This window comes from Alteribacillus sp. HJP-4 (assembly GCF_042139015.1).
In the GTDB taxonomy this organism is placed as follows: domain Bacteria; phylum Bacillota; class Bacilli; order Bacillales; family Marinococcaceae; genus JBHIKY01.
The window spans coordinates 130,623-143,141 of the sequence record NZ_JBHIKY010000007.1; the positions used below are offsets into that span (position 1 = coordinate 130,623).

The window sequence follows — 12,519 nt, forward strand, 5'->3', positions numbered from 1 at the left end:
GAGGAAAATAATGGGGTTTAAAAAGTACCAGGTCAGCCAATCTCGAAAACCAACAGGCATTATGGGTAAGATATTGGGTAAATTTATGAATAAAAAAAATGGAGAGATGAACGAAGCAACTATCCAATATCTCGGCATTGAAGAGCAGGATTATGTACTCGAAATCGGTTTTGGCAACGGAAAATATATAGCTGAAATCATAGAGAAAGTGAAGGATACTCGTGTGTTCGGGCTGGACTTTTCCGAAACGATGGTCCAGTCCGCGACCAAACGCAACAAAGCTTTCATCGAACAAGGGCGGGTACAAATCAAACGGGGAAATATCGAAAAAATTCCTTTTGATGATAGAATGTTTGATAAGATTTTTACAGTAAACACCATCTACTTTTGGTCTGACCGTCGACAGGCACTGCGTGAAATAAAGCGGGTGCTTAAGCCAGGAGGAAAGTTGGCCATTGGATTTCGTTCCAAAACTGTTCTATCTCAATGGACTTCCGAGGATTATGGGTTTTCTTTTAATATTCCGGAAGGAGAAGAAGTTAAAAGCTTACTAGAAAATGAAGGTTATTCAAACATCAGAATCGAACAGCCCAAAAATCAATCTATGGATTTTTATTGCGCCGTAGCTGTGCACTAAAGTAATCAATCTAGCAGAAATAAAGTATAGGACAAAAGAGTAAGTGATGACATTGCTCAACAAAAGCAGACATAATTAATCTTGATTTTTAAAAGTGATTGTCGTAGAGTGGCATTTGTAAGTAAACGTTTTCCAAAAATGGGTTTATCGTTCTGTAAGCGATTACTATAGGAGAAGAGGGAAGGTAATGAGAGCAGCCTCTATATTCGAAGCGGGAAGTATTAGATTAATAGACTTGCCAAAGCCGGAAATAAACCAGGCAAACCAAGTTTTGATTAAAACGAAGAGGGTTGGAATCTGCGGATCGGATATGCACATATTTCATGGCACTAATGCTCTTGCAGCCTATCCACGAATTATAGGACACGAGGTTTGCGGAGAAGTAATTGAAACCGGAGCGGAGGTAAGCTCAATCGCCGCCGGTGACCACGTTGTAGTAGATCCTATTAGCCATTGTGGTAAATGTTATGCATGCCGGAACGGAAGACCAAACGTATGCCGGGATTTATCTGTATTCGGCGTCCATCAGGATGGCGGCCTATGCGAATTCTTCGTTCTGCCTGAACAAAATATTTTAAAGGTAGACTCCAGGATAGATTGGAATGAAGTTGTGCTGGCAGAGCCCTATACTATAGGTGCTCAAGCAGTTACACGAGGAAATGTACAGCCAGGAGATTCAGTGTTTATTCAAGGTGCCGGCCCGATTGGCATCAGCATTTTAAAAATGGCTAAGATCCAAGGGGCAACTGTGATCATCTCCGACCTGACTCAGGAAAGATTAAGCTTTGCCCAAGAATCTGGCGCAGACTTTATTATAAATCCGCAGGAAGATGATATAGAGGAAAGAATTAATGAATATACAGTCGGAGAAGGAGCTAACGTGGTAATTGACTCTGTATGCTTACCCCACACTTTTGAATTAAGTGTGAGAACAGCATCCATTGCAGGAAATGTAGTGGTATTAGGTTTTAATGAGGCTCCATCCTCCATTCCACAGGTACTAATTACGAAGAAAGAGTTAACGATCACAGGTTCCCGGCTCCATACAAACCAATTTACAAGAGTAATTGATTTAATTTCGGAGAAAAAACTTGCAGAACTCGGATTGATCTCACATGAATTTCCTTTAAATGAAATTACCAGCGCCTTAGACTTTATCGAAAATAATCCTGAGATCGCTCGAAAAGCTGTAATAGCATTTGATTAAGACAACATAGCTCTCAAGCAACTAGAGAGAATGCAGCTTGAAAGGAGATACTTATGCCACTCGTCATTACTGCGCTTGGAATTCTATTATTATTATTTCTCATTATGAAATGCAGGCTTCACACTGTCATATCGCTCGCAGTTGTTTCGTTTTTAGTAGCGATTGCACTCGGAGTGCAATTAACTGACGTGGTCGATTCTGTTGAAGCTGGCTTTGGTGATACATTAGGAAGTACCGGCTTAATATTTGGTTTCGGTGCGATTCTCGGAAAACTAATTGCTGATGCAGGCGGAGCGCAGCGGATTGCGATTACTTTGATTGATAAATTCGGAGAGAAATCTATTCAATGGGCTGTGGTTACTACTGCATTTATTCTCGGCATTGCTCTGTTTTTTGAAGTAGGCCTCGTATTATTAATTCCGATTGTTTATCAAATGGCAAAGCAGGCAAAAATTTCATTTCTTTATCTCGGACTCCCGATGGTAACTGCACTGTCCGTCACGCACGCATTTTTACCTCCGCACCCCGGACCTACTGTCATTTCGGAACAGTTCGGGGCTAATATCGGAATGGTGCTGTTATATGGGTTTATTATAGCTATTCCGACAGTCATTATTGCAGGACCCATATTTACAGTATTTGCAGCAAAATTCGTCCCATCTGCTTTTCGGGGTGAAAACAAGGGGATCATTACAAATTTATCGGATACGGAGCAAAAGAAGCTTGAGGACACTCCCGGATTCGGAATCAGTGCATTTACAGCCTTGTTTCCAGTTATACTAATGAGCTTATCGACTATTATTTCACTGCTGCAGGAGTCTTTCAATATACCTGCAAATGTTTTCTTCGATTTTGTAACGATGATAGGTTCTCCGACGACTGTTATGCTTTTATCAGTATTACTCGCCATCTATACGATGGGAATTGCCAGAAATATTCCCATGCGCCAGCTCATGAACTCGGCGGAAACCTCTGTTAAAGCAATCGGCATGCTGCTTCTTATTCTTGGTGTCAGTGGGTCTTTAAAAGAAGTATTAATTGAAGGCGGTGTCGGTGACTATGTTGCTGCCATATTTGAAGGAAGCGCCATTTCCCCGCTGCTGCTGGCATGGTTGATTGCTGCTGTGATTAGATTAGCACAGGGGTCTGCAACCGTCTCTGCCTTAACTACAGCAGGACTTGTCCTACCTTTAATGGAGGGTACAGATGTTAATTTAGCATTAATGGTTCTTGCAACTGGAGCCGGCAGTATTATCGCTTCCCATGTGAATGACACTGGTTTTTGGATCGTAAAGGAATCCTTTGGCCTGTCCATCAAAGAAACGTTCTGCACATGGACTGTGCTTGAAACCATTATTTCTATTTCAGGATTACTGTTTGTATTGCTTTTGAGTGTATTTGTATAAATAGAATTCTATTTTTGTCGCAGGAGGGCTAGATACATTTCGAAATCCTTCTCACTAAATAATACAAATCGAATTTTTTTTACGTACTTGCCATGTGTTACTTGTTCGACGATTTCGGACACGGCAGCTGAAGCAGCTTGTTCAAGCGGATAGCCAAAAGCTCCGGTGGAAATTGCAGGAAAAGCAACGCTTTCTATTTGGTTCTCTTCTGCAAGCTGTAAAGCATTGCGATAACAATCACGCAGAAGCTTTTCTGCTGGTTTATCTTTTCCATACACGGGTCCCAGGCAGTGGATCACATAGCTGTTCGGCAGGTGGAAGGCCTTTGTGATAACTGCCTCTCCAGGTTTGATTGGTGCCAGCTCCTTTCCTGCTTCAGTCAGCTCGGGGCCCGCTGCTTTATGAATCGCTCCTGCCACCCCTCCGCCAATAACTAAATCAGCATTGGCAGCATTTACTATCGCTTCGATGTCAGGCTGATCCGCTATATTTCCCTGCCGGCACTCAAGAACTGTACCCTGCCATTTTATATCCATTTGATAAAACTCCCTTCGCTTTTATCTGCCTATTCCTTTTTTTACAATAAATAAATCTAGTGAGGGAAAAGACTATTTCATTGTATCGTTCTGCTGAATTCTGTACGCTGTTCAATAATAGTGGAGGGATTATATGATTATTTTAAAATCGGACCGCGAAATAGAATTTTTAAGAAAACCAAATCAGCTTGTAGCAGAGTTTCACCGCACAATAGCTCCTATGATGAAGCCAGGTGTTTCCACCTGGGATATTGAACTATTTGCTAAAGATTTTGCCAAAAAACATCACGCTGCCACTTCTTTAGTCGGCTACCGCAATTATCCATATATTACGTGCGCCTCCGTCAACGATGTGATTGCACACGGATTCCCCAGTAAAAAACCACTGCGGAGCGGAGATCTCGTTACAATCGACACAGTGTTTGATATCAGAGGTTGGAAAGGCGACTCCGCCTGGACGTATAAAATCGGAAAGGTTTCGAAAACCTCGGAAGAATTGTACAAGGTCACAAAAGAAGCCCTTTATAAAGGTATTGAGCAGGCTATAATCGGAAATCGGTTAGGGGATATAGGCCACGCTATTCAGGTGCATGCAGAATCTCATTCATTCTCAGTCGTCCGTGATCTCGTCGGCCACGGCATTGGCCAAGATATCCACGAAGAACCTTTCTACTTACATATAGGTCCTCCCGGCAAAGGGCACCGTTTAAAAGAAGGGATGGTGTTTACCATTGAACCGATGATCAATGCAGGCAGCCACGAAATGTATATCGAAGAAGATGGCTGGACTGCCAGAACAAAAGACAGTGAATTGTCTGTTCAGTTTGAGCACACGATAGCAATCACGAAGAACGGCCCAATTATATTGACAGAACAGGACTGAAAATTTCTGGTCTGCTCTGGAAAGTTGTGTATTCACGTGAGAAGGATCAGCGTTAATTTGAGTTCTATCGGCGTTTTTCCGTGTGTGATCAGCGTTTTTTTGAATCTCATCGGCGATTTTTCGAGATTGATCAGCGTTTTTTCGCAAATGATCAGCGATTTTTTGATTTTCATCAGCGAAATCGTGTTAGATCAAACAGGAAAGAGCTCATCCGAAATGGATAAGCTCTCCTTTGCTATGCTTTTAACGTATTTCTCTTTTTCCAGTCCTTCAATCGCTTCATAACATCATTTTCTCCTCGTCCAAAATAATCATGAAGCCTGCTGTATTCGTCGTAGAGTTTTTGATACACTGCATGCCGCTCCTCATTCGGCAGCACTGGTTCTGTGCGAATACGCGACATTTTTTCAGCAGCTTCTTCAATAGAATCATAGCCGCCATTTACTTTTCCTGCCGCAACTGCCGCAAACATGGATGAACCGACTGCAGGCAGCTCCTGACTTTCTGCGATATAGATAGGCAGATTGGTTACATCACTGTATATTTGCATAAGCATTTTATTTTTGAATGATAGACCACCGCAGGCATAAAGAGTATCAATCGGCACGCCGGCTTCCTGAAAGCTCTTTACAATTTTATTAGTTCCAAAAGCTGTACCTTCAATCAAGGCACGATACACTTCCTCCGGCTTGGTACTGAGTGTGATTCCTAGAATCATGCCGGTTAAATCCGTATCCACGAGTACAGAACGATTACCGTTCATCCAATCAAGTGCGAGCAGGCCTGTGTCTCCCGGCTGATAATGACTTGCCTTTTGCTCGAGCAGCTCGTGGATCGTCACTCCTTTTTCGTTCGCTTCCTGCTTGTACTCGGCGGGCACATTGTTCTCCACAAACCAGGAAAAAATATCCCCAACGGCGGACTGCCCCGCTTCAAAGCCAAAATATCCAGGGACGACTCCATCTTCTACAACGCCGCACATTCCTTCGACCGTTTTTTCTTCGCGGCCAAGGACAACATGACAGATAGAGGTTCCCATAACCATAACAAGCTTTTTGTCATCCACTACTCCCATCGCCGGCACACTAACATGCGCGTCAACATTAGCGACCGCGACAGCAATACCTGGTGTAAGTCCCATTTTTTCAGCCATGGCCGGTGTCAGCTCTCCCGCTTTGCTTCCCTGTGGATAGATTTCCCCTCTAAGCTTTGTTTCATATAAATCCTCAAGCTTTGGAGAGAGCGCTTTCAAGGTTTTGTGATCTAAGGGTCCTTCTTGTTTATTCCAAATTGCTTTGTAACCTGCTGTACAACTGTTTTTTCTTATGACACCCGTCATTTGAGCGGTAACCCAATCCGCCGCCTCCAAAAATTGATCGGTGCTTTCATAAATTGCAGGAGCTTCTTCTTCAATCTGCATAATTTTAGCAATCATCCATTCAGAGGATAACTTTCCTCCATAGCGCTGCAGAATATCAGGCCGATGTTTTTCCAGCACCTCATTTAAGCGGTTTGCCTGCGGCTGTGCTGCATGATGCTTCCATAGTTTTATCCAGCTGTGCGGATTCTTCTTCCATTTTTCATGAAAGCAAAGAGGTGTATTTTGACCATCCACCGGGAGCATCGTGCAGGCTGTAAAATCAATAGCAATTCCGATGATATCTTCTTTATTTATGCCTGCTTTGGTTGCAGCTACCGGCACTACGTTCTCTAACACATGTAAATAATCATTTGGATGCTGTAGAGCCCAGTCGTGAGGGAGTGCTTCTCCGGATGGAAGTGTTTCATCCATTACGCCATGGGGATAATCCCAGGAGGATGCAGCTAATTCTTCCCCGCTGTTCACATCCACAATGACAGCCCTGCCTGAAAGAGTGCCGAAATCTACTCCAATCGTATATTTGTTCATATATTTTTCTCCTTCCTCATGTACGTACAACTTATATAAAGTATATGAAAAAAATACTGGAAATACAATCTTTTTTAATAAATTTTCTTAATTAATAATCATCTTACAGCTTGACTATCTCTATATATTACCATACTATTTACTTAACATGTACGTACAAACTTGTTTATTTTTTATTCTACGTTGAGGTGATAGCTTTGCTCGAAAACTTGAAAAATCAAGTACTCTATGCTAATCAGGCTCTTGAAAAATATGGGCTCGTGACGTTTACGTGGGGAAATGTCAGCGGTTTTGACCCGGAAAGCAGACTTATGGCTATCAAGCCGTCAGGTGTGCCATATCAGGATTTACAAACGGAAGATATTGTGTTGGTTGATTTGTCTGGACAAGCAGTCGAAGGCAGTTTAAAACCTTCCTCTGATACGCCCACTCATATCGAGCTGTACAAAACTTTTTCGGAAATAAGAGGAATTGTGCATACGCATTCGGACTGGGGAACAGCCTGGGCCCAGGCTGGACAATCCATTCCTTGTGCCGGGACAACCCAGGCGGATTATTTTTACGGGGAGATCCCGTGCACCCGTCAGCTCACAAAGAACGAGGTGGAAGAAGCGTATGAAAAGAACACTGGTACGGTGATTATTGAGGCTTTTAAAGATCGAAACCCTCTCGAAGTTCCTGGCGTAATTGTACGGGGACACGCTCCATTTGCGTGGGGCACATCTCCAGAAAATGCTGTTCATAACGCAGTAGTACTGGAAAAAACAGCAAAAATGACCTACCTTTCCAGACAGCTTCTTTCTGATCCAGCCACCGAGAATCTCGAAGAATACATTTTAAACAAGCATTATGAACGTAAACATGGCAAAAATGCCTATTATGGACAATAATGAAATTAGTATTTTTGCCGAATTTCACTCAAATAGAGGTTGGGACAAATCAAAAATTGTCTCTTGAAAGACGAATATTAAATTCTTTCGAATGAGAAAACAGGTCCCTTGTGTAGTCAAAAATGCGAAAACTCCTGGTCGATTAAAACCGGCCACGTCATGAGACCAGCATCGACACTAGCACGTCCTGTGCGTCGAGGAACAGCACGAGTCTCGAGACTCCACAGGCAGCGTTTTTCTGCCGGGGAGGCTCGAGTCGTGCCCCTGGAAAGCGAAGTGTTTTGACGGAGATATGATGAACACTCATAATTAACAAACAAACAATCCAGACGGATTCAGTAGAATCGTCTGGATTTTGCAATAAATAATATACTTTTGTCCCAGCCACTCATGTTATGTCAGCTTAAATCTTGCCCGACAGAAATAACGTACATTATACTTCGCTGATCATTCTTCGATTAACGCTGATGAAATTTGAAAAAGCGCCGGTGAAATTCAAATTTTCGCTGATGATTTACAAAAACTCGCTGATCCATGGCATATTTTAGCTGAACCATGTGCCGATTGCCGAAAAGTGCCGATTGCTCTTTCAAAGGTTTACTGCAATGAGAACATTGTGACTCCAGCATTGACAGGAGCCTTTTATTATCCACATCTTTTGTCAACGAAGTGATATCTACATCATTATCGGGAGGACCAATATGCCTCATTCTGGCGTAATTCATTACGGAATTCCCGAGGAGTCGTATGATCATCAATGACCACACATTCAATACCGGTCATTTCTGCCCAGTCTTCGAGGTCCTCAGCATTCAGTTGGAACGAGAGACATGTATGATGAGCTCCTCCGGCCGTGATCCAGGCTTCCGCTGCTTCATGCAGAGATGGCCTGGCTTTCCAGAGCACCCTGGCTACAGGCAGGCTTGGCATTTCATGTTCCACATCGACAGCTGTTACTTCATTCACAACAAGGCGGTGTCGGTTTCCTAAATCAATCAACGAAACATTGACTGCTTCTCCAGCCATTCCGTTAAATACAAGTCTTGCCGGATCCTCTCTATCACCCATCGTTAAAGGATTAACTACCACCGAAGCTCTGCTTCCCTGCTTTTGGATACTTGGGCAGATTTCGAGCATATGAGAACCAAGGACAAGTTCATTATTTTCTTCGAGATGGTACGTATAATCCTCCATGAAGGAGGTTTCTTTTCCATCCGCCATTATTTTCATAACACGCACAAGGGCAGCTGTTTTCCAGTCCCCTTCCCCGCCGAAACCATATCCTTTTTCCATCAGACGCTGAACTGCAAGGCCGGGCAGCTGCTTCATGCCGTGTAGATCTTCAAAGTTTGTTGTAAAGGCATTGAAGCCTCCCTTCACTAAGAATTTCTCCATGCCCGCTTCAATCCTCGCCTGCTCCCGGACAGATTCCCAATTAATATCACTGGCAATTTTATATGTTTCTTTATATTCAGCAAGCAGTGAATCCAGTTCGTCCTCGGTAACTTGATTAATATATTCCACTAAATCACCGATTCCATAGGCTTGAATACTCCAGCCGAAATTCATTTCAGCTTCTACCTTGTCTCCTTCTGTTACCGCTACATTTCTCATATTGTCCCCAAAGCGGGCAACTCTGATATTTCTTCCTTCTGAATAAGCAATTGCGATCCTGGACCACCGGCCTATTTTTTCTGCCACTTTGTGTGATTTCCAATAGCCGGAGACTACCTTTCGGGGAATGTTCATACGGGCGGTAATAAATCCAAATTCCCGGTCCCCATGGGCTGCCTGATGCAGATTCATATAATCCATATCAATGCTATCCCACGGAATTGATTCATTATACTGGGTATGCAGATGTAGAAGCGGCTTCTGCAGTGCATTTAAACCATTTATCCATATTTTGGCGGGGGAAAATGTATGCATCCATGTAATAATCCCGGCACAATTATCGTTTTTATTAGCTTCTGTGAAAAGTACCCGTATTTCTTCCGAGGTAGTAACTACTTTTTTAAAAACAACCGGAGCAGCCACGGCTTCGTTATCATTAATTCCCTGAACGATTTCTTTGGAGTGGCGCTCTACCTCCTCTAATGTTTCCGGCCCATATAAATGCTGACTTCCTGTTACGAACCATATTTCATATGGAAGTATTTTTAACATATTGGTCCTCCCTTACTGTGTTTTCTTTTTACGAAGTCGTATCATATTCCACGACATTCTCGGCAGTACACCCTGCAGAATGCCATTGTCTGTGTAAGACTCTCCATTATGATGAGGCTTCACGTTTTCTTGATCTCTTGTGTTTACTGCTTTTGGATCATCATTTTCTAAAACCACATGCTCAAGTAATTCAAATTCTTCAAACGAGCGGATGTCACATTCTACAAGAAGCGTATTCTCTAAATGTCTGTTCGTGGCAAATACGACAAGCTCTTCCTTTGCTTCGTTATATACTATCGAAGAGTCTAAATATGGGACGTCGGTAAATTCAGCACTATCGTACTTTGGAGAATGTATAATTGGCTTTAGGGCTTTTCCGCGACCATACACGGAGGTGTAATAGTAAGGATAGTAAATCGTCTGTTTCCAGACTTTTCCTCCGTTTTCGGTCATGATGGGGGCAATAACATTTACGAGCTGAGCCATACACGCAATTTTTACTCGATCGGAGTGCTTTATCATTGAATGAAGCATATTCCCAACTAATAAGGCGTCCTCAAAGTTATAAACATCCTCCAGCTGAGGCGGTGCCACCTGCCACGGCTCCAGCTTCTTATCTGCATCCGTGGAATGAAACCAGACATTCCACTCATCGAAGCTCAAGTTGATTGTCTTTTTGCTTCGTGTCTTTGCTTTAATATAGTCGCAGGTTGAAATAACGGATTGAATAAAATTATCCATGTCCAGGGATTTGGCTAAATAATTTGCTGTGTCATTATCGTGATTACCATAGTATTGGTGAAGAGAAATGTAATCGGCAAATTCATAGGTATGTTCAAGAGTGGTAGCTTCCCACTGAGGAAAGGTCGGCATCTTTGCATGCGAACTTCCGCAGCTTACCAGTTCAATCGAGGGATCTACTATCTTCATTGCTTTGGCGGTTTCATAAGCGAGGCGGCCGTACTCCTCTGCAGTTTTCCCTCCAAGCTGCCATGGACCGTCCATTTCATTTCCGAGGCACCACGTTTTTATGTTGTGAGGCTGGTCATATCCGTGCTTTTTTCTTAAATCACTATAAAAGGTTCCTCCCGGATGATTACAATATTCCAGTAAATTTCTCGCTGCATCAATACCGCGGGTGCCAAGATTTACAGCCATCATTACTTCGGAGTTGACTTTCTTTGCCCACTCTGCAAACTCATTCGTTCCTACTTGATTTGTTTCAATCGTACTCCATGCAAGTTCAAGACGGCGCGGACGTTCCGACTTCGGACCGACACCATCCTCCCAATTATAAGCAGACACCATATTTCCTCCAGGGTACCGCACAATAGGCACCTGAAGGTTTTCCACAAGCTCCATCACATCTTTTCGAAATCCACTTTCATCTGCCTGTGGATGGTCTGGTTCATAAAGGCCCCCATAAACCGCTCTTCCGAGGTGTTCGATGAATGAACCGTAAATACGTTCGTCAATATCAGAAATAGTGAAGTCTTTATCCACAATCATAGATGCATTTGTTACGTTCGCTGCCACATCGGTCATCCTTTCTTTGGCCATGTTCGTACAATGAATAAAACAAATACTATTTGTCTATACTTGTACGTATAAGATACTTTTATTTAAACACAGCCAGAAAGATTTAGCAATCGCTTTCATTAATAATTTTGAGGATTCTCTATCCTTTTTTAGTTGTACGTTCAAGTTTTTTATAATAGTATGGTCTATAGGAAGGAAGATGAGGTGTACTATGGCTCCTAAATACAAAAACGTAAAACAGCATATAAAATCAAAAATACTGGATGGTTCGTACCGGGCCCACCAAAAAATAAATTCTGAGTATGAACTTGTAAATCAATTCAATGTCAGCCGCCACACAATCAGACAGGCAATCGGTGAGCTCGTAAGTGAGGGGTGGCTGTACCGGGAACATGGAGTAGGAACTTTTTGTGCCGACCGCTCTAAATTGATTCAGCATCATTCCCGTAAAAGCATTGCTATCGTCACTACGTATTTATCCGATTACATTTTCCCCCACATTATCCGCGGGGCAGAACGAATTTTAAGTGACAGAGGGTATAACGTTATTCTTTTCAGCACGAATAACGACGTGGGAAAAGAGAGAACTGCTCTCGAAAATATTTTGAGCCAGCAAGTTGAAGGGGTAATTGCCGAACCGACACAAAGCTCATTTACAAACCCGAATATAAATTATTACTTAAATCTTGAAAATCTGCAGATTCCTTATGTGATGATTAACGCCTATTATGAAGAACTCGAGCCGCTCAGCCTGATTATGGATGATGAAAAAGGCGGTTATATGGCCGCGGAACACCTGCTTGATCTCGGACACAAAGATATCATCGGTATTTTTAAAAGTGATGATCTGCAGGGAACGAGACGAATGAAAGGCTTTTTAAAAGCTCACCGCCAGCATGGTATCAGTTTAGACCCTACAAATATTATTACCTATGCGACCAGCGAGAAATTTACGAAGCCAGCCCAAGAAACAGCGAAGCTTTTGCAGCAGAAAACTAGCAGGCCATCAGCAATCGTCTGTTATAACGATGAACTGGCGATTCAAATACTGGAGGTAATCCGCAAGCAAGGCTTGAAGGTGCCGGAGGACATCTCCATCGTAGGCTATGATGACTCCCATTTTGCGGAAGCAACCGAAATTAAATTCACATCCATCAAGCATCCAAAATCAAGAATGGGGGAAATGGCTGCTGAAATGGTGATTGACCTTATTGAAAATAAGCCCGGCAGGAAAAAAGAGACAGGCTCGATTGTTTATGAGCCTGAGTTGGTTGTTAGACAATCAACAAGGAAGTTAGAATCTGAAGAAATGAATACACAGACTTAATAAGAAGCCTGAACTTATT

At 42.7% G+C, this 12,519-nt stretch carries 10 protein-coding genes and 1 pseudogene; 6 read left to right on the plus strand and 5 right to left on the minus strand.

Features of this window, described 5'->3' with window-relative positions; all coding sequences use genetic code 11:
* Nucleotides 1-10 precede the first annotated feature (10 nt).
* From ACE4RR_RS08635 to ACE4RR_RS08645, 3 genes are all read left to right on the plus strand, one after another.
* Nucleotides 11-637, plus strand: a complete 627-nt coding sequence (locus ACE4RR_RS08635) for a class I SAM-dependent methyltransferase (RefSeq protein ID WP_375535013.1) — start codon at nt 11-13, stop codon at nt 635-637.
* Nucleotides 638-824: 187 nt separating this feature from the next.
* Nucleotides 825-1,844 (plus strand): zinc-binding alcohol dehydrogenase family protein, encoded by a 1,020-nt coding sequence (locus tag ACE4RR_RS08640; protein ID WP_375535014.1) that lies wholly within the window; start codon nt 825-827, stop codon nt 1,842-1,844.
* Nucleotides 1,845-1,897: 53 nt separating this feature from the next.
* Nucleotides 1,898-3,250, plus strand: a complete 1,353-nt coding sequence (locus tag ACE4RR_RS08645) for a gluconate:H+ symporter (RefSeq protein ID WP_375535015.1) — start codon at nt 1,898-1,900, stop codon at nt 3,248-3,250.
* Between the two features lie 8 nt (nt 3,251-3,258).
* Here the strand turns inward: ACE4RR_RS08645 and ACE4RR_RS08650 are convergent, their stop codons facing one another.
* A complete protein-coding gene (locus tag ACE4RR_RS08650; protein WP_375535016.1) occupies nt 3,259-3,786 on the minus strand; it encodes a macro domain-containing protein in 528 nt (175 codons plus the stop codon).
* Nucleotides 3,787-3,919: 133 nt separating this feature from the next.
* Between ACE4RR_RS08650 and map the strand changes: the two genes are divergently transcribed.
* Nucleotides 3,920-4,669 carry a type I methionyl aminopeptidase gene (gene map, locus ACE4RR_RS08655; RefSeq protein ID WP_375535017.1) on the plus strand — a complete coding sequence of 250 codons (750 nt, stop codon included), beginning with the start codon at nt 3,920-3,922 and terminating at the stop codon, nt 4,667-4,669.
* Between the two features lie 191 nt (nt 4,670-4,860).
* On the opposite strand, the pseudogene ACE4RR_RS08660 reads toward map, so the two are convergent.
* Nucleotides 4,861-6,578: pseudogene (locus ACE4RR_RS08660) on the minus strand (ribulokinase).
* 197 nt (nt 6,579-6,775) lie between these two features.
* Here ACE4RR_RS08660 and ACE4RR_RS08665 point away from each other — a divergent pair.
* The gene (locus ACE4RR_RS08665; RefSeq protein ID WP_375535018.1) at nt 6,776-7,468 is read left to right on the plus strand and encodes an L-ribulose-5-phosphate 4-epimerase; all 693 of its coding nucleotides are present in this window, start codon (nt 6,776-6,778) and stop codon (nt 7,466-7,468) included.
* 157 nt (nt 7,469-7,625) lie between these two features.
* On the opposite strand, the gene ACE4RR_RS08670 is transcribed toward ACE4RR_RS08665, so the two are convergent.
* The 3 genes from ACE4RR_RS08670 to arfA form a co-directional block, all read right to left on the minus strand.
* Entirely contained in the window at nt 7,626-7,856 is a 231-nt protein-coding gene (locus tag ACE4RR_RS08670) for a hypothetical protein (RefSeq protein WP_375535019.1), read from the minus strand.
* 296 nt (nt 7,857-8,152) lie between these two features.
* Entirely contained in the window at nt 8,153-9,634 is a 1,482-nt protein-coding gene (araA, locus tag ACE4RR_RS08675; RefSeq protein WP_375535020.1) for an L-arabinose isomerase, read from the minus strand.
* 12 nt (nt 9,635-9,646) lie between these two features.
* Nucleotides 9,647-11,143, minus strand: coding sequence for an arabinosylfuranosidase ArfA (gene arfA / locus ACE4RR_RS08680; RefSeq protein ID WP_375535098.1), 1,497 nt, complete (start codon nt 11,141-11,143; stop codon nt 9,647-9,649).
* A gap of 241 nt (nt 11,144-11,384) precedes the next feature.
* Here arfA and ACE4RR_RS08685 point away from each other — a divergent pair, with 241 nt between their 5' ends.
* Entirely contained in the window at nt 11,385-12,500 is a 1,116-nt protein-coding gene (locus ACE4RR_RS08685) for a GntR family transcriptional regulator (protein ID WP_375535021.1), read from the plus strand.
* The last annotated feature ends 19 nt before the right edge of the window (nt 12,501-12,519 follow it).

Excerpts from the sequence above, each read along its gene's own strand:
- ACE4RR_RS08635 (WP_375535013.1), top strand. The coding sequence starts at position 11 with ATGGGGTTTAAAAAGTACCAGGTCAGCCAATCTCGAAAACCAACAGGC.
- ACE4RR_RS08640 (WP_375535014.1), top strand. The coding sequence starts at position 825 with ATGAGAGCAGCCTCTATATTCGAAGCGGGAAGTATTAGATTAATAGAC.
- ACE4RR_RS08645 (WP_375535015.1), top strand. The coding sequence starts at position 1,898 with ATGCCACTCGTCATTACTGCGCTTGGAATTCTATTATTATTATTTCTC.
- ACE4RR_RS08650 (WP_375535016.1), bottom strand. The coding sequence starts at position 3,786 with ATGGATATAAAATGGCAGGGTACAGTTCTTGAGTGCCGGCAGGGAAAT.
- map (WP_375535017.1), top strand. The coding sequence starts at position 3,920 with ATGATTATTTTAAAATCGGACCGCGAAATAGAATTTTTAAGAAAACCA.
- araA (WP_375535020.1), bottom strand. The coding sequence starts at position 9,634 with ATGTTAAAAATACTTCCATATGAAATATGGTTCGTAACAGGAAGTCAG.
- arfA (WP_375535098.1), bottom strand. The coding sequence starts at position 11,143 with ATGATTGTGGATAAAGACTTCACTATTTCTGATATTGACGAACGTATT.
- ACE4RR_RS08685 (WP_375535021.1), top strand. The coding sequence starts at position 11,385 with ATGGCTCCTAAATACAAAAACGTAAAACAGCATATAAAATCAAAAATA.